At 62.5% G+C, this 24,773-nt stretch carries 25 protein-coding genes; 17 read left to right on the top strand and 8 right to left on the bottom strand.

What is annotated here, in order from left to right; all coding sequences use genetic code 11:
* Positions 1–5: 5 nt before the first annotated feature.
* Positions 6–1,478 (bottom strand): sodium:alanine symporter family protein, encoded by a 1,473-nt coding sequence (locus WDB86_RS14745; RefSeq protein WP_330646938.1) that lies wholly within the window; start codon positions 1,476–1,478, stop codon positions 6–8.
* 414 nt (positions 1,479–1,892) lie between these two features.
* On the opposite strand from WDB86_RS14745, the gene WDB86_RS14740 reads away from it, so the two are divergent.
* From WDB86_RS14740 to WDB86_RS14730, 3 genes are all read left to right on the top strand, one after another.
* Positions 1,893–2,204, top strand: coding sequence for a hypothetical protein (locus tag WDB86_RS14740; RefSeq protein ID WP_341485839.1), 312 nt, complete (start codon positions 1,893–1,895; stop codon positions 2,202–2,204).
* Between the two features lie 197 nt (positions 2,205–2,401).
* Positions 2,402–3,247, top strand: a complete 846-nt coding sequence (locus WDB86_RS14735; RefSeq protein ID WP_341485838.1) for a hypothetical protein — start codon at positions 2,402–2,404, stop codon at positions 3,245–3,247.
* A 5-nt stretch (positions 3,248–3,252) separates the two neighbouring features.
* Positions 3,253–4,269 (top strand): endonuclease/exonuclease/phosphatase family protein, encoded by a 1,017-nt coding sequence (locus WDB86_RS14730; protein WP_341485837.1) that lies wholly within the window; start codon positions 3,253–3,255, stop codon positions 4,267–4,269.
* Here the strand turns inward: WDB86_RS14730 and WDB86_RS14725 are convergent.
* On the bottom strand, positions 4,212–5,156 hold the full coding sequence (locus WDB86_RS14725; RefSeq protein WP_330646944.1) for a hypothetical protein: 945 nt from the start codon (positions 5,154–5,156) through the stop codon (positions 4,212–4,214). The genes WDB86_RS14730 and WDB86_RS14725 overlap by 58 nt on opposite strands.
* A gap of 259 nt (positions 5,157–5,415) precedes the next feature.
* On the opposite strand from WDB86_RS14725, the gene leuB reads away from it, so the two are divergent.
* Entirely contained in the window at positions 5,416–6,522 is a 1,107-nt protein-coding gene (gene leuB, locus WDB86_RS14720) for a 3-isopropylmalate dehydrogenase (RefSeq protein ID WP_330646945.1), read from the top strand.
* A gap of 71 nt (positions 6,523–6,593) precedes the next feature.
* Here leuB and WDB86_RS14715 read toward each other — a convergent pair whose 3' ends face one another.
* Genes WDB86_RS14715 through WDB86_RS14695 form a run of 5 tightly spaced genes read right to left on the bottom strand, consistent with a single transcriptional unit; the run spans position 6,594 to position 10,802 of the window.
* A complete protein-coding gene (locus WDB86_RS14715) occupies positions 6,594–7,565 on the bottom strand; it encodes a biotin-dependent carboxyltransferase family protein (RefSeq protein ID WP_341485836.1) in 972 nt (323 codons plus the stop codon).
* Complete coding sequence (locus WDB86_RS14710; RefSeq protein ID WP_341485835.1) at positions 7,555–8,430, bottom strand: allophanate hydrolase subunit 1; 876 nt, start codon at positions 8,428–8,430, stop codon at positions 7,555–7,557. The genes WDB86_RS14715 and WDB86_RS14710 overlap by 11 nt, the downstream gene beginning before the upstream one ends.
* On the bottom strand, positions 8,427–9,812 hold the full coding sequence (locus WDB86_RS14705; RefSeq protein WP_341485834.1) for an acetyl-CoA carboxylase biotin carboxylase subunit: 1,386 nt from the start codon (positions 9,810–9,812) through the stop codon (positions 8,427–8,429). The genes WDB86_RS14710 and WDB86_RS14705 overlap by 4 nt, the downstream gene beginning before the upstream one ends.
* Positions 9,813–9,816: 4 nt before the next feature.
* Positions 9,817–10,053 (bottom strand): acetyl-CoA carboxylase, encoded by a 237-nt coding sequence (locus tag WDB86_RS14700; protein WP_330646949.1) that lies wholly within the window; start codon positions 10,051–10,053, stop codon positions 9,817–9,819.
* 32 nt (positions 10,054–10,085) lie between these two features.
* Positions 10,086–10,802 (bottom strand): LamB/YcsF family protein, encoded by a 717-nt coding sequence (locus tag WDB86_RS14695; RefSeq protein ID WP_330646950.1) that lies wholly within the window; start codon positions 10,800–10,802, stop codon positions 10,086–10,088.
* Positions 10,803–11,289: 487 nt separating this feature from the next.
* Between WDB86_RS14695 and WDB86_RS14690 the strand changes: the two genes are divergently transcribed.
* The gene (locus WDB86_RS14690; RefSeq protein ID WP_330646951.1) at positions 11,290–12,183 is read left to right on the top strand and encodes a LysR family transcriptional regulator; all 894 of its coding nucleotides are present in this window, start codon (positions 11,290–11,292) and stop codon (positions 12,181–12,183) included.
* Positions 12,184–12,209: 26 nt separating this feature from the next.
* On the opposite strand, the gene WDB86_RS14685 is transcribed toward WDB86_RS14690, so the two are convergent.
* Positions 12,210–13,211, bottom strand: a complete 1,002-nt coding sequence (locus WDB86_RS14685) for a GntR family transcriptional regulator (protein ID WP_330646952.1) — start codon at positions 13,209–13,211, stop codon at positions 12,210–12,212.
* A 283-nt stretch (positions 13,212–13,494) separates the two neighbouring features.
* Between WDB86_RS14685 and WDB86_RS14680 the strand changes: the two genes are divergently transcribed.
* The 12 genes from WDB86_RS14680 to WDB86_RS14625 all read left to right on the top strand — a co-directional run bounded on the left by WDB86_RS14680 (position 13,495) and on the right by WDB86_RS14625 (position 24,705).
* Positions 13,495–14,565, top strand: coding sequence for an ABC transporter ATP-binding protein (locus tag WDB86_RS14680; RefSeq protein ID WP_341485833.1), 1,071 nt, complete (start codon positions 13,495–13,497; stop codon positions 14,563–14,565).
* Positions 14,562–15,476, top strand: a complete 915-nt coding sequence (locus WDB86_RS14675) for an ABC transporter permease (protein WP_406737084.1) — start codon at positions 14,562–14,564, stop codon at positions 15,474–15,476. Before WDB86_RS14680 ends, WDB86_RS14675 begins: the two co-directional genes overlap by 4 nt.
* Positions 15,477–15,479: 3 nt before the next feature.
* Positions 15,480–16,319, top strand: a complete 840-nt coding sequence (locus tag WDB86_RS14670; protein WP_341485831.1) for an ABC transporter permease — start codon at positions 15,480–15,482, stop codon at positions 16,317–16,319.
* Complete coding sequence (locus WDB86_RS14665; protein WP_341485830.1) at positions 16,316–17,050, top strand: SDR family NAD(P)-dependent oxidoreductase; 735 nt, start codon at positions 16,316–16,318, stop codon at positions 17,048–17,050. The genes WDB86_RS14670 and WDB86_RS14665 overlap by 4 nt, the downstream gene beginning before the upstream one ends.
* A complete protein-coding gene (locus tag WDB86_RS14660; protein WP_341485829.1) occupies positions 17,047–17,805 on the top strand; it encodes an SDR family NAD(P)-dependent oxidoreductase in 759 nt (252 codons plus the stop codon). The genes WDB86_RS14665 and WDB86_RS14660 overlap by 4 nt, the downstream gene beginning before the upstream one ends.
* A gap of 67 nt (positions 17,806–17,872) precedes the next feature.
* Positions 17,873–19,090, top strand: coding sequence for an extracellular solute-binding protein (locus WDB86_RS14655; RefSeq protein WP_341485828.1), 1,218 nt, complete (start codon positions 17,873–17,875; stop codon positions 19,088–19,090).
* Positions 19,091–19,166: 76 nt separating this feature from the next.
* Entirely contained in the window at positions 19,167–20,225 is a 1,059-nt protein-coding gene (locus WDB86_RS14650; RefSeq protein ID WP_341485827.1) for an ABC transporter ATP-binding protein, read from the top strand.
* A gap of 22 nt (positions 20,226–20,247) precedes the next feature.
* On the top strand, positions 20,248–21,126 hold the full coding sequence (locus tag WDB86_RS14645; protein WP_341485826.1) for a polysaccharide deacetylase: 879 nt from the start codon (positions 20,248–20,250) through the stop codon (positions 21,124–21,126).
* Positions 21,127–21,189: 63 nt separating this feature from the next.
* The gene (locus WDB86_RS14640; protein WP_330646961.1) at positions 21,190–21,513 is read left to right on the top strand and encodes a hypothetical protein; all 324 of its coding nucleotides are present in this window, start codon (positions 21,190–21,192) and stop codon (positions 21,511–21,513) included.
* Positions 21,510–22,496 carry a GTP-binding protein gene (locus WDB86_RS14635; RefSeq protein ID WP_341485825.1) on the top strand — a complete coding sequence of 329 codons (987 nt, stop codon included), beginning with the start codon at positions 21,510–21,512 and terminating at the stop codon, positions 22,494–22,496. Before WDB86_RS14640 ends, WDB86_RS14635 begins: the two co-directional genes overlap by 4 nt.
* The gene (locus WDB86_RS14630) at positions 22,493–23,692 is read left to right on the top strand and encodes an extracellular solute-binding protein (RefSeq protein WP_339109702.1); all 1,200 of its coding nucleotides are present in this window, start codon (positions 22,493–22,495) and stop codon (positions 23,690–23,692) included. Before WDB86_RS14635 ends, WDB86_RS14630 begins: the two co-directional genes overlap by 4 nt.
* A 29-nt stretch (positions 23,693–23,721) precedes the next feature.
* Positions 23,722–24,705, top strand: coding sequence for an asparaginase (locus tag WDB86_RS14625; protein WP_330646965.1), 984 nt, complete (start codon positions 23,722–23,724; stop codon positions 24,703–24,705).
* The last annotated feature ends 68 nt before the right edge of the window (positions 24,706–24,773 follow it).

Genomic DNA, 24,773 nt, shown 5'->3' with positions numbered 1-24,773 from the left:
TTTCCTTAGCGATGCACGGTATGATCTGAGGCTTTCCACTCGTCCCAGCCGGGCTGACCCTGCATGAAGGCCTCGATCTCGTGCTGGTTGGCCTCCAGCTTGGGATCATGGCGCAGGTAGTGGCGCGTTTCGCGGGCGATCAGCCCCGACAGGATCAAGAGGCCGATCAGGTTCGGGATGGCCATCAGCCCGTTCATCACATCCGAGAAGTTCCACACCACACCCAGCTGCATGGTGCAGCCGATATAGACGATGGCCGAGAACAGCACGCGGAAGGGCATGACAAGGCGGCGACCGAAGAGCCGCTCGATATTGCGTTCGCCGTAATAGGCCCAGCCGAGGATGGTGGAATAGGCGAAAAGCACAAGACCCAAGGTCACGATCCAGTCGCCCCAGCTTCCCGGCAGCCCGTGGGAGAAGGCGCGGGCGGTCATCACGGCCGCCGAGATCTGCTCGCCGGTCACGGGGTCGAGCTGGTTCCAGACGCCGGTGGTGACAATCACCAGACCGGTGCAGCTGACCACGATGATCGTATCGATAAAGGTCTGTGTCATCGAGACAAGCCCTTGCCGGACGGGGTGGCTGGTCTGGGCCGAAGCTGCGGCAATCGCAGCCGACCCCATGCCGGATTCATTCGAGAAAATGCCGCGTGCCACACCGAATTGCACAGCGATCATGATGGTCGAGCCCAGGAACCCGCCGGTGGCCGCCGAGCCGGTAAAGGCGTCCGAGAAGATCTCGGCCAAAGCCGCCGGAATGGTGCCCGCATTGGCGATCAGAATATACAGCGCGCCCAGCACATAGAAGACGATCATCGCAGGCACCAGACCCGCCGTCACCCGACCGATGGACTTGATCCCGCCCACCAGAACAACCAGCGTCATCACCGCCAGCACCGCGCCGGAGATCCATGTCGGGATATGGAAGCTCTGGTCGAGGTTCGAGGCGATGGAATTGCCCTGCGTCATATTGCCGATGCCGAAACAGGCGCAGACCGCGAAGATCGAGAATGCGATGGCGAGGAATTTCCCGAACCCGTTCGGAATGCCGCGTTCGAGGTAATATTGCGGGCCACCCGATTTCTCGCCCGCCGCATCGGTGACGCGGAAGCGCACACCGCAGAAGGCTTCGGAATATTTCGAGGCCATCCCCAGCAGGGCCGTCACCCACATCCAGAACAGCGCCCCCGGGCCGCCCACGCTGATGGCGGTGGCAACCCCCACGATGTTACCGGTGCCGACAGTGGCCGCCATTGCGGTGGTCAGCGCCTGAAACTGGCTGATATCCCCTTCGGCCCCATGATCGTGACGGCGCCACAGACCAAGGCGCAGCGCCGCGCCAAGACGGACAAACTGCAACGCGCCCAGTCGGAAGGTGAGAAAAATACCCGTTCCCAGAAGGAGAGGGATAAGAAGGTAGGGGCCCCATACGATGCCCCCGACTGTTCCCAGAAAGGATTCCAGAGTGTCCGTCGTCATCAACTGTCTCTTTATTCAATAAGTCATCCCGAGCAAAACGTCGGGCCTGAAGCCGATTGTCAAGCCGAAGGCGGGGTGGATGTTTGATCGATTGATTAAGAAAAATGCCTGAAATGTAGAGTGTGGGTGAAAATATTTGCATCAGGTGCATGTCGGCTATGTGAAAAAAAGCGTAAAACAGAGCGTTTCGCTGGCCGGAGGCCGCCGTTGATATGCCAAGGGTTTTCGTAAACCGGCGCGCAATTATGCGTTTATGTTCAATATTTAGACCGATCTGGCCGGTTGTTCTCGGATGGCGGCGGTGGACGGGATGTCGTGCCGCGACAAAATCCCTGTTCCCGGTCCGCCATTTCTACAAAACGGCTCAGGCGATTATTTTATGCGTCTCATTTCTGAGCCTATCGAGGAGGTATATTGAAATTGCAAATCCGGCTGTTGAAAATCTGGGTGGTCCTGAATGCCGTATTGGCGGGGGCCGATTGTATTTTCTGCGTTTATGTTCTTGGCTTGGCATGCGGGTTTGCCAGCGTGTCGGGGCACTGTCAGCATATCGGGGTCGCGTCCCTGTTTGTCGGCTCGCGGGAAGATTTCCTGTTTCTGGGGCTGCCGTTGCTGGTGCTGTGCGGTCTTTTGATCCTGTCGGGCACAACGCTTTACATCCTGTGCCGGAAGGCACTGCAAAAGACGCTCAAGGCAGAGAGGCCCTCTTTGCCATGCGGCAGATGACGTCAAACCGGATAAGGCCTGAGGCGCGTCCGCTGTGGCAGGAAGGCCGATGCTTTGTGAAAATAGGCTGCATTTTCACGGCCGGATTGCCAAACGTGGCGAAGTTGGGCAAAATCATGGCAAGATTAAGGCAGTATCCAGATCCGGTATAAAACCCCGACAGTGTATCGCGGTTGTCCGGACCAGAGGGCAGGGCAGTGGTTTTACGTATCTTCGGCGCCAGTCTTCGGGCGCTATTACTGGCATTCGTGATCTGTGTTCCGGCGCTTCTTCTGCCCGGAGCAGGGGCCGATACGATGCAGGTCGTGGCCTTTGTCGCCTTGTTTCTCGCAGGGCTGACCGTGTTCGAATACAGTTCCGTCTATCCCTGCCTTGTCGAATTCCGCGATGCCGCGCCCTATAACCGCATCCGTTTTCTGGTGTTTTTCGGGCTGGTGATCCTGTTGTCTCTGGCCAGTATCGCCCCTGCGGTGCCCAGCACCTTCAACCGGCTTTTGCTGGCGCTCGGGCATGCTTTCGGCGGTCTGCTGGATTTCCCCTATAGCCCCTTGCGGCTTCTGATGCAGGTTCTGCCCGCTGCGGCGCAATCGCGTTTGGGGGTGTTGCAAAGCCTTGCGGGGCTTGCAAGCATGGTGTGCCTGACGGGCATCGGGGCTTTTCTTGTGGCGATTCATGCGCTGGGATGGCCCAACCGGCAGGAGCGGTTCAATGTCTGGGTCAATCTGCCGACCTTCGATCCGACGATGGGCGGGGATGTGGTGGACAGGTTGCGCCGCGATTCTTGGGTGAATGCGAGTGTCGGTGTGGTTCTTCCCTTTCTGCTGCCGGTGCTGCTGAAGCTGGTCTCTATTGCGTTTGTTTCGGTGATGCCGCGCAGCCCGCATGCTTTGATCTGGCTGGTGATCCTATGGGCATTCCTTCCTACGGCTTTGGTGATGCGTGGCATGGCGATGGGCCGGATCGCGGCGATGATCGCGCAACGCAGGCGTCACGCCCGTGCCGAAGCCGAAGCCGGAGACGACGGCACCTATCAGGCGGCCTGATCTGTGTGGCCCTGTGGCTATGGGGCCTGACACTGGCCGTGGCTGAAGAGGCATCGGGGCTGCGGATTGCGCTTTGGGATCCGCAGCTTGGCCGGAAGGGGCCGGGGCTTCTGTATCGCGATATTCTTGCGCGGAAGGACCCGCAGATTGCGGCCAGTGTCGCGGAAATGGCCAGCTTGTCTGCGGATGTGCTGCTGCTTCTTGATTTCGATTGGGATGCGCAGGGGCTGGCGGCAGAGGCCTTTCGCAAGAGGCTTGCCGCGCAGGGTCTGGACTATCCCTATGCATTGCATCTCCAGCCCAATAGCGGTCTGCCATCGGGGGCGGATCTGGATGGGAACGGCGTTCTGGGCGAGGCAAGGGATGCGCAGGGATATGGCCGGTTTACGGGGCAGGGCGGGGTGCTATTGCTGTCACGGTTGGAGATCGGGCCGGTGCAGGATCTGAGTGGCACGCTCTGGCGGGACATGCCGGACACTCTAATCGCGGGCGCGGGCCTGTCCGAGGCGGCGCAGCGGGTGCAACGCCTGTCCTCCACCGTACATTGGGATGTGCGCCTGCACGAGGCCGGTCACGCATTGCGGCTTTTGGTCTGGGCGGCCACCCCCCCGATTTTCGACGGGCCCGAAGATCGCAACGGGCGGCGCAATCATGACGAGACGGCGTTCTGGTTGCCCTATCTTGCGGGCTTGCCCGACGATCCGCCCGTGGTGATGCTGGGGCGCGCCAATCTGGACCCCGACCAGTCCGAAGGACGCAAGGATGCCTTGCAGGCGCTTCTTGCCCATCCAAGATTGCAAGATCCCCGTCCCGCATCCACGGATGCCGCGCAGCGGGGAAGCCCCTTTGCCACGAGCGATCTGTCGGGCAGGCTGCTGCGGCTGGATTACATCCTGCCGGATCGGCGGTTGCAGGTCTCTGGGGCCGGAACGCGGTGGCAGGCTCCGGCCCATGTCTCGACGCGTTACAAGATGGTCTGGGTCGACATCGCTTGGCCATGCGATTGCGCACGGGGCGATTGATCGGCGGCGCGACCCTCGGGTTTGACCTTCATGCCGCGCATATAAAGGTGCTCGAAGGCGATCCGGTCCAGTGATTTGGTCTCATAGGTCGGGAACAGCATGCGGAACGGGCCCTCGTCAATGACGTGGTCATTTTGGTAGAATGCACGGTTGGCCGCCATCTGACGCCCGCTTGCGCTGAACTGTGCCCGCCACCACGGATAGGATTTCAGGCGGATCTTCTTGTCGATCTGTCTGGAGAGGCTCTCGGCGAGCTGACGGGCGGAAAAGCGCGTGCCGGGGAAGGGAATGTCCAGAAAGCCGCCGCCTTCGTCTGCGGTTTCGGCCAAGGCCACGGCGACCCGCGTCAGATCTTCCAGATCGGCATGGATATGCAGCTTGTCCGCCGGACCCAGCGCCGTGATCTCGTGTTTGGCAAGCTTGGGCAGGACGAGGCTGTTCATCAAGGTGGCCTGTGCGCCCGGCATGACGAAATCGCCCGCCCGTAGCATCAGCATGGCATGATCGGCATCGGCGGCCTCGCGATAGCGCTTTTCGGCCTCGCTGCGGGCTTTGGCACGGCGGCTGACCGGCGCGTGGGGGCAGTCGGGGCCCCACGCCGTGCCGCTGCGGCCATAAATGTGAAAATTCCCCGGGACGATGACCGAAGCCCCCGAGTTGCGGGCTGCGGCAATCACCTTCTTGGTCAGGTCCGGCAGGTCGCGCTCCAGCTCTGCGGTATTGGCGGGATTGGTGGCGTTGATGATCCAGCGGGCACCGCGCGCCGCAATCGAGACATCCGAGCCGCGATGGTAGCGGTCGACATCCCAGCCTGCGGCACGAAAGGCGCGGGCGGCGGCGGCTCCGAAAAGCCCCCCCATCCCGAGAATCAGGAGTCTGCGAGTCATGCGTTTTTCCGTTCTGCTCTTTATGGTCCTATCATGCAAAATCGGACGCCCCTGCGCGAGCGGCTGATTTTCACGACTGCGAAACCTCGCCTATGACGCTGCGTCATCTTCAATGCTGCCGATTTTTTCTCCCCGCGCACCGTCTTCCGGTGCCGTCCAAGTGCACGTTCGGAACTTGACCCCGAGGCGGGCATTGGCTACGCCCTCGCCCAACCTTGTCTTATTGGCCAGTTGGGCCTGAACATGCGGGAGGTATTTCATGGCAAACCCTTCGATCCTCATTCTGGCGGGCGACGGCATCGGCCCCGAGGTCATGACCGAAGTCAAAAAGGTCATCAACTGGTTCGGCGCAAAGCGCGATGTGGCCTTTGATGTCTCCGAAGATCTGGTGGGCGGCGCGGCCTATGACGTGCATGGCGTGCCGCTGTCGGACGAAACCATGGCCAAGGCGCAAGAGGTCGATGCGGTGCTTCTGGGCGCCGTGGGCGGCCCGAAATACGACGTTCTGGATTTCTCGGTGAAGCCCGAGCGCGGCTTGCTGCGTCTGCGCAAGGAGATGGATCTTTATTCCAACCTGCGCCCCGCACAATGCTTTGACGCGCTGGCCGATTTCTCCTCGCTGAAAAAAGATGTGGTCGCCGGTCTTGATATCATGATCGTGCGCGAGCTGACCTCGGGCATCTATTTCGGCGAGCCGCGCGGCATCATCGTTGAAAACAACGAGCGTGTGGGCATCAACACCCAGCGCTATACCGAGAGCGAAATCGAGCGCGTTGCCCGTTCGGCCTTCGAACTGGCCAAACGTCGCGGCAACAAGGTCTGCTCGATGGAGAAGGCCAATGTGATGGAGTCGGGCATCCTGTGGCGCGAAGTCGTGCAGCGCGTGCATGACGAGGAATACCCCGAAGTCGAGCTGTCGCATATGTATGCCGATGCGGGCGCGATGCAGCTGTGCCGCGCGCCCAAGCAGTTCGACGTCATCGTGACCGACAACCTGTTTGGCGATCTGCTGTCGGATGCGGCGGCGATGCTGACCGGCTCGCTTGGCATGCTGCCCTCGGCCAGCCTTGGTGCGCCGATGGCCAATGGTCGCCCGAAAGCGATGTATGAGCCCGTGCACGGCTCGGCCCCCGATATCGCGGGTCAGGGCAAGGCGAACCCGATCGCCTGCATCCTGAGCTTCTCGATGGCGCTGCGCTACAGCTTCGATCTGGGCGCGGAAGCCGACCGTCTGGAAGCGGCCGTGGAAAAGGTGCTTGCCGATGGCGTGCGCACCGCAGACCTGCTGGGCCCCGAAGGCGGTGTGCCGGTTTCGACCTCGGAAATGGGCGACAAGATCATCGAAGCGCTCGACGCCTCGCTCTGATCCCTTTCGTTCCTGCACGCCGCGCCCCCGAACAGAGGGCGCGGCGTTTTCATGTCTGGCTTTGGCCCATATCAGGCCAATGCCTTGCGGATCCTGTCCAGTTGCTGGCGCCGGTCATGGCGCGCTTGCAGGGCGGTGGCCATATCGACCGGCACAAACCGGACATGCATATTGGGCTGGAGCTGGCCGATCAGGTCCATATCCGCCGAAATCACCGTGCCCAGCATGAAATACCCGCCGCCCGAAACCGCATCGCGGTGCAAGATGATGGGTTCTGCCCCGCTGGGCACCTGCACCGACCCGTAAGGGTAGCAGGCATCGGTGATATTTGACGGGTCCGATCCTGCGCCAAAAGGCTGGTCCTGTGCGACAAATTCCAAAGGCGTGCCGCCTTGGAACCGGTAGCCCATCCGGTCGGCCTCATTGGCCACGCGCCAGTCCTCCTTGAAGAATTGCGCAAGGCTGGCCTCGGTCAGGCGGTGGTTGTAAAGCCCCGGGAGAATGCGCAGCTCGGCGCGGGCGGCCGGAAGGCGGCGCAGCTCCGGCGGCAGGCTATTGCCGGTGCCGGCCTTGGCCCCCGTCCCGATCGGTAATTCATCCCCCGGCTGCACGGCCCGCCCCTTGACCCCGCCAAGCGCGCCGATGGCATAGGTCGAGCGCGATCCAAGCGCCATCGGCACATCGATCCCGCCAGCCACGGCGATATAGGCCCGTGCGCCCGCTTGCAGATAGTCGAACGACAGCACCTGACCCGCGCGCACGTCCAGCGCGGTCCATGTGGGCTGGGGCGCACCATCGATCTTGGGCGGCAGCTCCGCGCCGGTGATCGCGATCACGGCATCCTCGGTAAATTCCAGCTCCGGCCCGAAAAAGGCGCATTCCAGACAGGCTGCCCCTTCCTCATTGCCGACCAGAAGATTGCCCGCGCGCAGCGCCATACGGTCCATCGCGCCGCCCATCGGGATGCCCAAGTGGTAATAGCCCGGACGGCCAAGGTCTTGCACCGTCGTGGAAATTCCGGCGGAGATCACATTAATCGGCATGGAGCGCCTCCATCAGCTTGGCATTGGTGCCGTCGATATCGGCGTTGAACTCTTCCAGAGAAAAGCGCACAGGGCGGATGCGGGGGGTATAGCTGCCCTCTTCGACCTCGCGCAGGATACGGTCATATTCCTCGCGGGTGATGGGTTTCCATTTCACGATGTCGCCGGGGCGGAAGAAGACCATGAACTCCTTCAGATGCGCGACCTTCTGCTCGGGGTCGTAGATTGGCATCGGCGTGATGCCGAACATCTGGTATCCGCCCGCGCCACGCACCGAATAGATGCAGGAGAAACAGCCGCCATAGCCTACGGTCTGCTTTGGCGTATCGGTGCGCGGGCGAAGATATTTGGGCACCTCGATCTGCCGGTCGCGATCCACCATCTGGTAAAGGAACGGCAGCCCCGACACGAACCCCACCATCGACACGAACCAAGGCGCGCCGGAATGCGCCTCGATGAAGGCCTCGACACTGTCATAACCGTTGATCCGCGCGGCATATTCAAGGTCGGTGGCCGCGGGGTCCTGATGGCGCTCGCGAAAGCGCATCAGGGTCTCATGCGTCCAAGGGTCCTGATAATACACAGGAATTTCAACGATGCGGGTGTCGAGCACGGCAGGGGCCGCCTCGGCCTGTGCCTCCAGCTCCTGCAGCCGCGCCATCAGGTCTTCGGGCGCGATCACATCAGGGTCGAATTTGATCTGGAACGAGGCATTGGCGGGGCAGATCTCGGTGATGCCCTCGATTTCGGCGTCGCGCACCGCATTGGTCATGGAAAGCGAGGTAAAGAACGCCTCGAGCGACATGGACGGATCGACTTCGACGAAGATATGCTCGTCTCCGCCATAGGAATAACGGCAGCTCATGCGGCTTTATCCTTTTCTTGCGCGATCAGATGGGCGTGGGTCTCTAACCAGGGTTCCAGCCATTTGGTGTGGACGCGATTGGCGCGCAGCTCGGCATCGCCCAGAAGCGCGCTGAACAGCGGCGCGGTGGTGGGCAGGCCGTCAACCTGCAACTCGCCAAGCGCACGGCCAAGGCGGGTCAGCGCCGCCTCGCGGGTGTCCGCCCAGACCACCAGCTTGCCCAGCAGCGAGTCGTAGAAAGGCGGGATCGCATAGCCCTGATAGAGCATGTGATCCATCCGCACGCCAGGCCCGTCGGGCAGGCGCAGCCCGCTGACCACACCGGGGAAGGGCATGAAATTATTGGCCGGATCCTCGGCGTTCAGCCGCACCTCGATGGCATGGCCGCGCCGCTGGATGTCGGATTGGCGCAGCGACAGGGGCGCACCGCCTCCCACGCGGATCATCTCGGCCAGAAGGTCATGGCCGGTGATCATCTCGGTCACCGGATGCTCGACCTGAATGCGGGTATTCATCTCGATAAAGTAGAAAGCGCCCGTCGCATCGTCATAGAGATATTCCAGCGTGCCCGCACCGCGGTAATTGACCGACTTGGCCAGCGCCACGGCAGACTGACACAGCGCCTCGCGGGTGGTGTCATCAAGCGCGGCCGAAGGGGCCTCTTCCCAGACCTTCTGGCGACGCCGCTGCAGCGAGCATTCGCGGTCGAAGAAATGCACCACATCCTGCCCGTCGCCCATGATCTGCACCTCGACATGGCGGGCGCGGGCGATCAGCTTCTCGATATAGATACCCCCATCGCCAAAGGCGGCCTTGGCCTCGGCAGAGGCCTGCGGGGCCAGCGTGCGGAACTCTTCCGCCGTCTCCGCCACGCGTATGCCACGCCCGCCTCCACCGGCGGCGGCCTTGATCATGACCGGAAAGCCGATCTGTCCGGTAAGGGCTTCGGCGGCGGCCATATCGGTGATGATCCCTTCCGATCCCGGCACGGTGGGCACGCCTGCGGCCAAAGCGCTCGCGCGGGCGGCGGCCTTGTCGCCCATCATGCGGATCGTGTCACCCGAGGGACCTACAAAGATGAGCCCTGCGGCAACCACCGCATCAGCGAACTCTGCATTCTCCGACAGAAACCCGTAGCCCGGATGGATCGCATCCGCGCCACTGTCGTGGGCCGCTTTCAGGATCGCGTCGATATCCAGATAGGATTTGGCCGCAGGCGCGGGGCCGATACAGATGGCCTCATCGGCCAGTTTGACCGCCAGCATCTCGGTATCGGCTTCGGAATGGACCTGCACGGTCTTTATTCCCAGATCGCGGGCCGCGCGCTGGATGCGCAGCGCGATTTCACCGCGATTGGCGATCAGAAGTTTTGTGATCCCCATCCCCTTACTCCATTACGCAGACACATTGGCCGGGGGTGACGGGGGTGCCATCCTCGACGGTGAACTCGGCAATCACACCGGCATCGGCGGCCTTGATCTCGATGAAAGTCTTCATCACCTCGACCAAGCCGACGGTCTCGCCAGCCGCAACGCTGTCTCCGGCCTCCTTGAAGGCGGGCTGGTCGGGGGCGGGTTTGCGATAGAAGGTGCCCGGAACGGGAGAGCGGATTTCGGTGGGCATGAGCAGGATCCTTTCGTGCAGGGGTGGGAGCGTCATTGGCCAAGCGCGGCCTTGACCGCTTGAGCGATCTGGACAGCGTTCGGCGTATCGGAATGGATGCAGATGGTTTCGGCGCGCACCGGCAGATGCTTGCCCGAAACGGTGGTCAGAAGGCCCTCGGACACAGCGCGCAGACAGCGTTCGGCGGCCTGTGCGGGGTCAACGGCCTGATGGTCGCGGGTGATGATCAGGCGGCCTTCGTCGTCATATTCGAGATCGGCGAAGAACTCGGCCCAGAAGGTCAGGCCGCGTTCGGTGTAAATGCGTTCATGCAGGGTGCCCGTCAGCCCCATCACCGGCAGGCCGTAGATTTCGGCGGCATCGGCGACGGCATGCGCGATATGCTCCTGCCGTGCTGCCATGCCGTAAAGCGCCCCGTGCGGCTTGAGATAGTCGAGCGTCATTCCTTCGGCATCCACAAACCCTTTCAGCGCGCCGATCTGGTAGAGAATGATATCCGCCATTTCCTGACGGTCCATCTTCATTTCGCGCCGTCCGAAGCCGGGCAGGTCGGGCAGCGAGACATGCGCGCCCACGCTGACATTATGGGCCCGTGCCAGCGCGACGGTGCGCCGCATATGGCTGGGGTCCGATCCGTGAAAACCGCAGGCCACATTGGCCTGTCCGATGAGAGGCATGATCGCGGCATCATCGCCAAAGCGATAGAGGCCGAAGCTTTCTCCCATGTCGCAATTGAGGGTGGCGGGCACGTGCCTCTCCTTTTCTGGCGGATCCGGTCGCGGCAGAACGGCATGTCGGGGCGACGGCCAGAGCGGATGCTGGCCGGAGCGGGCAACAGGCGGGTCTTGGCCACGCGATAGCTGCATGCCCGCAGCGCATGGCCAAGAGGCACAGCGGCGCATGGGGGCTATGGCAGGCAGAGCGTCGGATCTTCGGGTTATGGTGTCTCTGTTGGGTGGCCTCTCGCGGGCCTCGGTGCCGGATTTTTCCGGCCTTGTTCTCATCAAGACAGGGTTTCGGCGGAATGTAAAATACAGAATATGCTGGTAATGAATTCTGAAAAATGAATAATGCTGCTGGGCGCGGTGGCCTCCGGTTGAAACAGATATATCGCTTTTATCCGGCGTTATCCGGCAAATGCCCCGACAATAAAGGGTTTTCATCTGCGCGGCGTGCAGTCGCTACAGGATCGCCCCAAGGCTGTATCTGTTTTGTGGAATAGAGGTATCTCCTATAATGAACGAACCCACCTTCCGCCAGATTCGCTACTTTGTTGCCGTCGCCCGCGAGGGGCAGGTGTCGCGGGCGGCGAAGGAACTGAATGTCTCGCAATCGGCTGTCACCACGGCCATCCGCCAGCTTGAAGAGATTGTCGGCGCCCCCCTGTTCGACCGGCATGCGGGGGGCATGGGGCTGACCTATGAGGGGACGATCTTTCAAGATCATGCGCGGCGCGTGCTGAGTGCTCTGGACGAGGCGGTGCGCGCCCCCAACCTGCGGCGCAGCGAGGTGGAGGGCGCGCTGCGTCTGGCGATGACCTATACGGTGGCGGGCTATTATGCCTCGCCCTATCTTGAACGGTTCATCCGTGCCTTTCCGAAGGTGACGCTGCAGATGGTCGAGGCCCCGCGCGAGGCGATCGAGGACGGCCTGGTCTCTGGCCGCTATGATCTGGCACTGATGCTGACCTCGAATATCGCCAATCAGGAAGGGCTGCTTTACGAGACGCTGTTGCAATCGCGGCGCAGGCTTTGGGTCGGGGCCGAACATCCCCTGCTGGAGAAGCCCGTTGTGACCTTGGCCGATGTCGCGCAGGAGCCTTATGTCATGCTGACCGTGGACGAGGCCTCGAATACCGCGCAGCGTTACTGGAACCATTTGCGGGCGCGGCCCAGAATTGCGTTTCGGACCTCGTCAACCGAGGCGGTGCGCTCGATGGTCGGGGCAGGGATGGGGGTCACGATCCTGTCGGATATGGTCTATCGACCGTGGTCGCTGGACGGGCGGCGGGTCGATGTGATCACGCTGGCCGATCCGATCCCCACGATGAATGTGGGCTTGGCATGGGCGGCAAATGTGGAACACTCCGCCGCCGTGCAGGCCTTTTGCGAGTTCATGCATAGGGGCTAGGCCGGGGCGTAATCTAGAGAGGGGCCTCAGGCAGGGCTGAGATAGGGGGCCAGATCGGTCGGCGGGTCGATGATCGCGGTGATCTTGAGCTGCGCGATGGTGCGCGCCATCGCATTGCCCAGATGGGTGGTCAGCAGATCCGCCGCCGCCGATACCGGCCCCGTTTGCAGCAGCTCGATAATGGTCGCGATCTCGCGCAGCGTCTGCAGGTCGGGCGGCAGCCCGAGCGAGAACAGCGCAAGCTGCGAGGCATCCAGCGCGCGGCGGTTGAGTTCGGCGAAACGGGCAAGGTCGCGGTTGGGGGTGGCCATGACGGCAGCCTCGAAGAAGCAGCCCTCCAACCGGAACCAGCGGGCCGGCGACAGTCTCTCGACCGGATCAAGGCTGCGGATCTCGTCCAGAAGGTGCTGCAGGCTGGCCTGATCGGCGCGGCCCGATTTGAGCGCGGCCACCTCAAGCACCTGACGCAGCTCGAATTTATCCTTGATGCGTTGGGCGGTGAGCGGTTCGACGATCCAACGGGAGGTCTGGGTTTTCTGGACCAGCCCCCGTTCCTGCAGCCGCCCCAGCACATCCCGCACCACGGTGCGCGAAATATCGTATTCCTGCGCGATCATCGCTTCGATCACGCGGTAACGGCCAAAGATCAGGCTGCGCGACAGCTCGCGCTCGACCTCGGCATAGATGCGGTGCCAAGAGGGCTGCCCCAAGGCGTCGTCCAGCCCCTCCAGATCCAGCTCGACCTGACGCAGATCAACGCGCTGCGGCGTGCCGCACCCGCCCGCCACCACCAGTCCGCGACCGGAAAAACGGGTCAGCAGCCCCTCGTCCTCAAGGATGGAAAAGGCGCGTTTGACGGTGGCCCGTGACATGCCCAGCCGCTCGGCAAGGGCGCTTTCCTGCAAGACGAAGCCTGCCAGAAGATGCCCTGCCTCGATATTGCTGCGCAACAGCGAGGCGGCGGCCTCGAACATGGTGGCAGGCGTGCCGGAGGTCGCGTCGTTGCGGTCGATGATCGCTGTGCTCATAGGGGGGCTCCGTCTGCGCCGAGAAGGTCTTGCGAGTCAGAATAACGGTTTTTGCACGCAATGTATCAATGATCTTTGCACACAAAGATCTTATTCTGATCATCAACTGAGCAGTTATCTTGCCAAAAACAGCCGGCATGTCTGGTTTTTACGCACTAGAATGATGTTATTTTGGCTTGCGATCCTGAAAAAATGATTTTTGAGCACAAAGATCGAAAAAGCCTTGATCGAAAGGCAGAATCGATTTTTGTATGCATATATCAAAAATAACAGGGAGACGCCGATGCTCACGCTATCCGGGGTCAGCCGAAAATACGGCGATGTAACTGCATTGGACGGTCTGGACTTCACGGTGCCTGACGACCGCTATGTATCCCTTCTGGGGGCATCCGGCTCGGGCAAGACGACCCTGCTGCGGGTGATTGCGGGCTTTGAGGAACCTGATACCGGCACGGTCAGCTTTGATCGCACCCGTTTGGACGGGGTTCCGCCGCATCTGCGTGATATCGGCTTCGTTTTCCAGAATTTCGCGCTTTTTCCGCATCTGAGCGTGCGCGACAATGTAGCCTTCGGGCTGCGTCATCGTGCCAAGGCGGCGGTGAGCGACCCGAAAGAGGTGATCGAGCGCGCCGAGGCGGCGCTGGATCTGGTCGGGCTCAAGGGCTTTGGCCATCGCGGTGTGGGGGCAATTTCGGGCGGGCAGCGCCAGCGGGTCGCCTTGGCGCGGACGCTGGTGACCGAACCGCGGATCGTGCTTCTCGATGAGCCGCTTGGCGCGCTTGATGCCAATCTGCGCGCGCGGATGTGTGACGAATTGCGCGCCATCCGCGAGCGGCTGAAAGTGTCCTTCCTGCATGTCACGGGCTCCGAGGCCGAGGCGCTGACGATGGGCGATACGGTCGCCATTCTGTCGGGCGGCAGGATCGTGCAGGATGCGCCCGCCACCCGTCTTTTTGCCAATCCCGACAATGCCGCCGCCGCCCGCCATCTGAACGCGTGGAACATCCTTGCGGGGCAGGGGACGGGCGCGGGCTTTGCCACCGGTGCCGCCACATTCGCCCTGCCGCCGCATCTGATGCCGCGCGGTGCGGGCAGCCTTGGCGTGCGTTTCGACCAGATCAGCATCGCCCGCCCCGACGCTGTGCCCGAGGGGCATCTCTCCTTCCCTGCGCGCTATCTGACGGGGGAGTTCAACGGCCCCACCGCGCTGGCATTTTTCCGCACCAATGACGGGCAGCTTGTGCAGGTCGTGGACCATCTGGGCCAGCCACGCCTGCCCGAGATGACCGAAGGCGCGACCTATGCGCTGCATTTCCATCCGGACCAGATCCGTATTTTCGAGGGAGCTGCATAATGGCTGCTGCAACCACCGACCTCCCCGAGGCCACATCCCAAAGCCCCGCCGTCGCCCGTGCCCGCAAAGACCGGAACCGCGCGCTGATGTTGCTGACGCCCGGCGTGATCTGGATGGCGCTTTTCATGGTGCTGCCGATGGCGATGGTTATCTATGTCAGCTTCTGGACCCAGACCACCTTCAGCGTGAATTCGACGCTGACCACCGCCAGCTGGGAACGCTTCCTGTCGTCCCCGACCTATCTTTCCGCCATTGGCACCACGATCCGCATCTGGGCGATCGTGCTGGTGGCGACGATTGCCATCGGCTATCCGGTGGCGCTGTTCATCGGGCTTTTCGTCCGTAACAAGACCCTCCAGACCGCGCTTCTGGTCGCCTGTGTGATCCCGTTCTGGACCTCGTTCCTGATCCGCGTGATCGCTTGGCGTCCGATGCTGGGCACGGAAGGCGCGATCAACACGATCTTGATGAATCTCGGGATCATACACGAGCCGCTGACCTTCCTGCTGTTTTCCGAGTTCTCTGTTTTAGTAGGGATGACCCAGATCTACTGCGTCTTCATGGTGGGGCCGATCACCTTCATGCTTGGCCGCATCGACCCGTCGGTCATTGAGGCCGCACGCGATCTGGGCGCCTCCTTCGGCACCATCTTCCGCCGCATCATCCTGCCTCTGTCGCTGCCCGGTGTGGTGGTGGGCGCGATCTTCGTCTCGGTGATGGTGCTGGGCGAGTTCGCCACTGCCGCCTCGCTTTCGGGGCGCAAAGTGAACCTGCTGGGCAATATTATCGTCTCGCAGGTCGGGTCGCTCAAATGGGCCTTTGCCGCCGTGGCGGGCGTGGTCCTGACCATCATCATCACTGCCGTCATCGCGCTGGCGCTGCGCATCGTCGACCTGCGCAAGGAGATGTAACCCATGCACTCGCGTATCCTCAAACCCGTTCTTGGCGTCTATACGGCGATCTTCCTCCTCTTCCTCTACGGCCCGATGATCGTGCTGGCGATCCTCAGCTTCCAAAGCGCCGATGGCGGGCCGCAATTCCCGATCCGCGACTGGTCGGTCTACTGGTACGAGCATCTTCTGGGCATGGTCGATGGATCGCGCGTCTCGCAGCTTCCTGTGGGCGATAGCCTGATCCGCTCGCTGGTGCTGGCCTTCATGACGACCGTGGTCTCGACCGTGCTGGGCGTGATGAGCGCCGAGGCCTTCCGCACCAAGTTCCGTGGCTCTGGCCCCGTGTTCTACCTCATCATCCTTGGCATGATGGTGCCGGGCGTGCTGGTGGGGCTTGGTATGGCGCTTTTGTCGAACACGCTGGGGATCGGCCGCGCATGGTGGGGCACCAGCTTCGTGCTGCATGTGGTCTATACCTATCCCTTTGCCTTCCTTGTTCTGCTGGCGATCTTCAACCGCTTCGACCGCAGCGTCGAGGAAGCCTCGATGGCGCTCGGTGTCAGCCCCGCGCAGACCTTCCGCCGCGTGACCTTCCCGATCATCTTCCCGGGCGTGCTGTCGGCCATGCTTTTCAGCTTCACGCTCTCCTATGACGAGTTTGCCCGCACGCTGTTTACTGCGGGGCGTGACCTGACCCTGCCGCTGGCGATCTACGGGACATTCTCGGTGGAGATCTATCCCAATATCTTCGCCTTCGGGGTGCTGACCACGCTCTTTTCCTTCACGCTGCTGGTGATCTACGGGCTGTTGATGAAGCGCTTCACGGCACGGGCAGGCAAGTTCAAGGGGCAGGAAGCATGAGCCGCGTCGCATTGGTCACGGGCGCGGGCTCGGGGATCGGGGCGGCCATTGCGCTCCGGCTTGCCGCAGACGGGGCGCGGGTGGCGGTCAATGACCTGCATCCTGACGCGGCCCAAGCGACCGTCGCCGCGATTGTGGCGTCGGGGGGCGAGGCGATGGCCGTGGCCGCCGATGTATCGGACGAGGCCTCTGTGGGCGCGATGATGGATCAGGTGCGCGCCTCGCTGGGCGACCCGCAGATCTTGGTGAACAATGCGGGCTTCGGCCATCAGGCCCCCTTCGCCGAGATCACGCCCGCGCAGTTCGACCGGATGTTTGCGGTGCATGTGCGTGGCAATTTCCTGTGCACACGGGCCTGCCTGCCCGCGATGCTCGCGGCGGGCGAGGGGGTGGTGGTCAATGTGGCCTCCCAGCTTGGTCAGGTCGGCGGTGTCGAGCTTGTCCATTACGCAGGCGCCAAGGCCGCGATCATCGGCATGACCAAATCGTTGGCGCGCGAGGTCTCAAACCGTGGCGTGCGCGTCAATGCCGTGGCCCCCGGTCCGATCAACACGCCCCTCGTCGAGGCTCTTTCCGAAGACTGGAAAGCCGCCAAACGCGCGGAGCTGCCTCTGGGCCGGTTTGGCGAGGTGGCCGAGGTGGCCGGAAGCGTGGCCTTCCTCTGTTCCGATGACGCAAAACTCTATGTAGGCCAGACGCTTGGCCCGAATTCCGGAGATGTGATGCTATGACCCAAGACAAACGGGTGGTGATTGTAACGGGCGCAGGGATCGGGATTGGTCGCGCCGCCGCCGAGACCTTTGGCGCCAAGGGTGATCATGTGATTGTCACCGATATTCTGGCCGAGGAGGGCGCGCGCGTCGTCGCGGCGATCACCGAAGCGGGCGGCTCGGCGGAGTTCATGGCGCTGGATGTGCGCGACACGCCTGCCTGTGATGCGCTGGTCGCCCGCGTGCTAGAGATGCATGGCCGGATCGATGTGATCGTGGCCAATGCGGGCATCGCCCATTGTGTGCCGATGGCCGAGATGACCGACGAGAAATGGGACGAGACGTTCGAGATCGACCTCAAGGGGATGCTGCGGGTGATCCGTCCGGCCCTGCCTGCGATGAAGGCAGGGGCCTCGATTATCTGTCTCAGCTCGATCATGGGCACGGCCTATGGCTGGGACGAGCATGTGCATTACTCGGCGGCCAAATCCGGCGTGATCGGGCTGGTGCGCGGCCTTGCGGTGGAATTTGCCGCGCGTGGCATCCGCGTGAACGGCGTGGCGCCCGGCTATATCCGCACCGCGCAGCTTCTGAACCCCGGCCATAGTCTTGGTCCGCAGGCGGCTGAAATCGCCTCCCCCTATATCCCGATGCAGCGTCTGGGCGAGCCCGCCGAGATCGCCTCTGTCATCGGGTTCCTCGCCTCCGCTGATGCCTCCTACCTTACGGGGCAGGTCATCACGGTCGATGGCGGCCTGACACCGGGCCGCTACTGAATACCGCAAAAACACAAAAAGAAGCGGTGCCCTTTTTGCAACCTTATCCTCAACAGGGAATAGACATATGACCATCATCAACAGACGGCATCTCCTGCGTTCGGGCGCGGCACTGGGCGCGGTGGCGCTTGGCTCGGGCATGCATCCTTGGGCACGCTTCGCCCGTGCGCAGAGCCTCTCGTCCGAGCAGCTGCGCACCACGGGTCTGTCGACCACGGTGCAGGACCGCATCCTTGACATGTTCAAGGAGGCCAGCGGCGTCGGGTCGGTCTCGGGCACGCCCTCGACCTATCCCGATGCGCAGACCAAGATCCTGTCGGGCTCCAGCGATTATGACTGCTGGGAGATCATCGGCGAGCGCCTTCCGGCGCTGATTGCCACCGATAATGTCGAAACCATTCCGGTCTCCGAAGTGCCCAACTGGGCCTCGATCCGCGACACCTTCACGAAGACCAACCCCAAATGGGATGCCAAGGCGCAGATCTCCGGCCAGATCTGGGCGGATGCGGCGCAGACCCAGCTTTATATGGTGCCAGCGGTCTATAACTACGATTCCATCGGCTATAATCCCGATGTGCTCTCGGCCGAGGAAGCCAATACATGGACCGCGCTGTTTGACGACAAATGGAAAGGCAAGTCGGGCCTCAATGTGGACCCGCTGATTGCCATCGGGCAGGCTATTCTGGCGATGAATTCGCTGGGCCTTCTGGAGGCCAAAAATCCCGGCAACCCGACCAAGGACGAGATCGACGAGGCCGCCAAGTTCCTGATTTCCAAGAAGAAAGCGGGCCAGTTCCGCGCGCTCTGGGGGGATTTCGGCGAGCTGGTGAACCTTATGGCTTCGGGCGAGATGGTGGTCTGTGATGCGTGGCAGCCCGCGGTCATGGCGGTCAAGGCGCAGGGCAAGCCCGCCAAATACGCGACCCCCAAAGAGGGCTATCGCGGCTGGGCCATCGGGCCGTCGATGCTCAAGGGCACGCCCAACCGCGAGGCGGTCATCGCCTATGCCAATTTCTGGCTCTCGGGCAAGCCGGGCATCATGGTGACCGAACAGGGCTATTACTCGCCCGCGACCAATATCAAGGATGCGATGGACCCCGATGAATACGCCTTTTGGTATGAAGGCCAGCCGTGGAAAGGCGCGGCCACCCGCGGCATCAATCCGGGCGATCTGCGCGATGGCGGCTCGCTGGAAGAACGCGCGGCCAATGTCGCTTACTGGCATCAGTGGCCGGATGAATATGACCACCTGATCCAACGCTGGGACGAGTTCCTGAACGCCTAAAACCGGGGTTTCCCCTGACTGGCCCGGGCGGGATCGCCCGTCCGGGTCTTTTTCCTCAGACTTAACAGGCTGCCCCATGATCTATGACCTCGAGCTGATTTCGGTCGGCAAGACCTATTCCGATGGCACGGTCGCCGTGTCCGATTTCGACCTGAAGGTGGAAAAGGGCGAGTTTGTCGCCTTTCTCGGGCCGTCGGGCTGCGGCAAATCCACGACCCTGCGCATGATCGCCGGTTTCGAGGACATCACCAATGGCGAGGTGATGATGATGAACCGCAATGTCACGCATCTTCCCGCCGAAAAGCGCCCGACCTCGATGATTTTCCAGAACTATGCGCTCTTCCCGCATATGACGGTGCGCCAGAATATCGGCTTCGGGCTGGAGGTGAAGGGGCTGCCCCGCGCGGAACGCGACCGCAAGGTGGAGCGCATCCTCGATATGTTCGACCTCACCGCCGTGGCCGACCGCAAGGCCGACCGCCTGTCGGGCGGACAGCGCCAGCGGATCGCGCTGGCCCGCGGGCTGGTGGTGGAGCCCGAGATTCTGCTGCTGGACGAACCGCTTGGCGCGCTCGATGCCAATCTGCGCCGGATCATCCAGAACGAGCTGAAGCTGTTGCAGCGCGAACTGGGGATCACCTTCATTTTTGTCACCCATGCGCAATCCGAGGCCCTTGGCCTGTCGGACCGCGTGGTGGTGATGTCGAACGGGGTGGTCGAGCAGATCTCGGCCCCGAAAGAGCTTTACCGCCGCCCCGCGACGCCGTTTGTCGCCGATTTCATCGGGGCGAATACGCTGATCGAGGGGCGCAGCCTGCCGTCCGAGGGCGGGTTTGCCCGCCTCGACACGCCTCTTGGGGCGCTGGCGGGGGTAGGAGCGCCCGAGGCGACGCTGGCGGTGATCCCCGCCGAGGCCTTCCGCCTGAGCCCGCAAGGCACGGTAGGCGAGATCTGCCTGCCCGCGACCGTGACAGGCCGCCAGATTGTGGGCGCCACCGGCTATTTCCGGATGCAGCTCGCCGACCAGCGCGAGATCCGCATCGAAACCCATGCCGAGCGCGCGCTTGGGCTGGATGCCGGCGCGTCCGTCACGCTCGCACTCGACCCCGCCTCGGTCACGATGATCGCAGGCTAAGATTTTCAAAAGGAGACGAAAAATGGCAAAGGAAATTCTTGTTGGCTTCGGCATCGACGTGGATGCGGTGGCGGGCTGGCTTGGCTCCTATGGCGGCGAGGACAGCCCCGATGATATCTCGCGCGGGTTGTTTGCAGGCGAAGTGGGCGCGCCGCGCTTGCTGGATATGTTCGACAAGTTCGGCATCAAGACCACATGGTTCATCCCCGGCCATTCGGCGGAGACCTTCCCCGAGCAGATGAAGGATGTGGCCGCGCGCGGCCACGAGATCGGCATTCACGGCTATAGCCACGAAAACCCGATCGCCATGACCCCCGAGCAGGAAGAGGCGGTGCTGGATAAATGTATCGGCCTGATCACCGAGATCTCCGGCAAGCGCCCCACGGGCTATGTTGCGCCGTGGTGGGAGTTTTCGAATGTCACCAATGAACTCCTGCTGAAGAAGGGCATCAAATACGACCATTCGCTGATGCATAACGATTTCACCCCCTATCGGGTGCGGGTGGGCGATAGCTGGACCAAGATCGATTATGCAGGCAAGCCCGAGGACTGGATGAAGCCTCTGGTGCGTGGCGAGGAGACCGATCTGATCGAGATCCCCGCCAACTGGTATCTTGATGACCTGCCGCCGATGATGTTCATCAAGAAATCGCCCAATAGCCACGGCTTCGTCAATCCGCGCGATATCGAGGAGATGTGGCGTGACCAGTTCGACTGGGTCTATGCCAATATGGATTATGCGGTCTTCCCGATCACCATCCACCCCGATGTCTCGGGCCGTCCGCAGGTGCTGATGATGCTCGAACGGCTCTTCAACCATATCAAATCGCATGAGGGCGTGAAATTCGTCACCATGAACGAGATGGCCGATGATTACGCGGCCCGTTTCCCGCGCAAATAACCACTCGCGCAACAGATCCGGGCGGGGCGACCCGCCCGGATCACCTAAGAGAAAGGTTCGGATATGTGCTCGCTTTGCGGCATCTTGGGATGCGATGACCATTGGACGAATGCTGTGGGGCGCGAGGGCGTGTTTACCCGCAATACCGACAGGCAGGCCCGCCGTGCCGAGGGCGCGCGCCGGATCCGCGCGGCCAATGCCGTGCTGGCCCATCGCCGCCTGACCCTCGCCGAATGGCAGGGGATCAATTATGTGCTCTCCTCGCCCACCGGAAAGTCGAGCGTGTTCGAGGCGCTCTCGCATCTGTGGCCAGAGGCCGAGGCACTGGCGGGGCGGGCTTTTGACCCGCTGGACGAGGACCTGATTGCCTTCATGGAGGCCAAATGACCCCAGTCATCCTGCTCACGGGCTTTCTTGGCTCGGGGAAAACCACGCTGTTGCAGCGGCTGCTCGAGGACCCCTCGCTGTCGGATGCCGCCGTCCTGATCAACGAATTCGGAGAGGTCGGGCTTGACCATCACCTCCTCGACCGGATCGACGAGAATGTGGTGCTGCTGAAATCGGGCTGCGTGTGCTGCACCGTGCGTGGCGAGGTGGCGGAGGCGCTGCAAAACCTCCATAGTCTGCGCACGCGGGGCGAGATCTCCTTTGGGCGCGTGGTCATCGAGACCACGGGGCTGGCCGATCCCTATCCCGTCTTGCAGACGCTGACCGCCCATCCGGTTCTGCGCAGCCATTTCCGCACGGGCGGGGTGCTGACCACGGTGGATGCGGTCAATGCGGGGTTACAGCTTGACCATCGCGCCGAGGCGATCCGCCAGATTGCCAGCGCCGACCGGATCATCCTGACCAAGACCGATCTGGCCGATGAGGCGCAGGTGGCAAGACTGCGCGAGCGGCTGCATAGGATGAACCCCGCCGCATCGGTCTGGAGCACGCAAGACAGCGTGACGCAGATGCTGGACGGGCTGGATGCCGACCGCGCGCGTCTGCCCGCACTGTGCGGCGACGCAGGCCCGTGTGCCTCGCACCACCACCATCATAATGACTTAGGCGTGACCTCCTTCTCTCTGGTGATCGAAGAGCGTATAGATTGGACCATGTTCGGGATTTGGCTCACGCTTTTATTGCATCGTTATGGTGATCGTATTTTTCGCGTGAAGGGGATCCTGGCTCTGGAAGGAGAGGATCGTCCCGTGGCCATTCATGGCGTTCAGCATCTGGTGCATGCCCCCACCCATATGACGCATTGGCCCGAGGGCCAGCGTCTGTCGCGGCTGGTCTTCATACTGGAAGGGCTGGAGCCCGACTTGATCCGCCGTTCGTTTGCCGCCTTCACCGGCCTTGCCTGCGCGAGGGCCGTGGCTTGACGGACCGGCTGCGTATTCTGACCACCGAAATCCAGCCTTGGCGCAGGTTCAAGGACCGTGCGGAGGCCGATCTCGGGTTCGAGCTTGATTTTATCGAGATGGATTTCGTGAATGCGCAGCGCATCGCCGCCATGTCGCCGCATAGCTATGATGTCTATGACCAGTGTTTCCACAATCTCGATATCGTCTGGCACTGGCGCGCGATCCAGCCGATCGAGATCGACCGCATCACCTATTGGTCCGAGATGGAAAGCCCCGCGCTAGATCCGGTGCCGGGATCGCTTGGCTATGGTGATGTTCCGGCGACGCGGCTTTGGGTGCAGGCGGATGCCTCGCTTTCCGCGCGACCGGGACGGCAGATCTCGATGCTGCCAACCGTCTATAATTACGACAGTTTCGCCATCGATATCGGTGCGACAGGACTGAATGTCGACAGCGATGTCACAAGCTGGGCCGAGCTTCTGGACCCGCGCTGGCATGGGCGGGTGGCGCTGGTGGATGATCCGGGGATCGGTGTTTTCGACCTTGTGCAGGCCTTGATGGCCGCCGACCGGATGAAGGTCGCCGACCCGGGCAATATGACCGTGGCCGAGATCGACGAGATGGCGGCCTTGGGGCTTGATCTTGTGGCCTCGGGGCATCTGGCGCCATTCTGGCGGCGCGCGACCGAGCCGCTGGAGCGGTTCCGCGCGGGCGAGCTGGCGATCTCGTCGCTTTGGTCGCCGACCGTGGTGGCGATGAAAGAGGCGGGGCTGCGGGTGCGTCAGGCCGTGCCGGAGGAAGGCTACCGTGCATGGCATGGGGGCATGTGTCTGGCGCGGCATCTGGAGGGCGCACGGCTGGATCGTGCCTATGCATGGCTCAACTGGTATCTGTCCGGCATCGCAGGCGCGCAAGTCGCGCGGCAGGGCTATTACATGTCGGTGCCCGGACGGGTGCGCGACACGCTGCCCCCTGCGGAATGGGACTATTGGTATGAGGGGCGCGCCGCCGCGACCGATCTGCCGGGACCCAACGGGCATGTCGCGGTGCGCAAGGGCGATATGCGCTCGGGCGGGTCGGTCAGGGCGCGGTCGAAGAATGTCGCGGTCTGGAACTCGACAATGGACGAGCATAACTATCTCGTGCGCCGCTGGACCGAGATTATCACCGCAGCGGCGCAGGCGCAGGGCCGCGGATCGCGTAAGGCCGGATAGGGCCGCTTCCCCTTCAGGAAAGGATGACTATGGCACGGATACATCTGATTGCCACCGGCGGAACGATTGCGTCGCGCGCCGAAACACAGGGCGGGCCGGTGACGGCGGGGCTTTCGGCGCAAAGCCTGTTATCGGGGCTGCATGATCCGCTGGACGGGATCGAGGTCAGCGCCGAGAGCTTTCAGGCGAAGGGAAGTTATGCACTTGATCTGGCAACGGTTTTCGCGCTTTGCCAGCGGATCGAGACGGTGCTTTCCGCGCCGGAGATCGACGGGGTTGTGGTGACGCATGGCACCGATACGATGGAGGAAAGCGCCTATCTGGCCTATCTTCTGGTGGGCTCGGACAAGCCTGTGGTGTTTACCGGTGCGCAGCGCCATGCCGGTGTCGCCGATACCGACGGGCCGCGCAATATCGCCGAGGCCATCCGCGCCGCCGCCTGTCCCGCGATGACCGGCATGGGGGCCGCTATCGTCTTCGAAGGCGAGATCCATTCGGCGCGCCATGTCACCAAATTCCATGCCTCGCGGGTCGATACGTTCCGCTCTCCCGGGTTTGGCAAGATCGGGGATGTGGACGAGGGGCAGGTCTACGTGGCCCGTGCCAACGCGACCCCCCGCCGGATCTACAGACCCGAACGGCTTGATCCTGCGGTCGAGCTGGTCCTGCTGGGGCTGGGGAGCCGCCCGAGCTATCTGTCATGGGCGGTCGAGACGGGGGCAACAGGGGTGGTTCTGGCAGCCTTCGGGCGCGGGAATGCCCCCGAAGGATTTGCGCAGGCTGCAGCGCAGGCGCGGGCGCAGGGCTGTCCGGTGGTGGTGGCGACACGCTGCCCCGAAGGCCGGACGCTACCGGTTTACGGCAATGATTCCGGCGGGCGCAGTCTGGAAGACGCCGGGGTGATTTTCGCCGGAGCCCTGCCGCCGGTCAAAGCGCGGCTTCTGCTGGCGGTGCTGCTGGGGCAGGGGGCGGATCTGGTCCGGATCGCGGCGGCCTTCGCGCAGGAGGGGTAGCGCGCCCGAGGCAGGCGGGCGTGGAAAATCGTGACTAGAGATCTCGCGCTGTGCTCGTTAAAGTCGCA

The sequence above is a fragment of the Thioclava sp. GXIMD4215 genome, from assembly GCF_045291555.1.
Classification (GTDB): Bacteria; Pseudomonadota; Alphaproteobacteria; order Rhodobacterales; family Rhodobacteraceae; genus Thioclava; species Thioclava litoralis.
The sequence above is the reverse complement of the archived record's forward strand: the minus strand, read 5'-3'. Positions and strand labels throughout refer to the sequence as shown.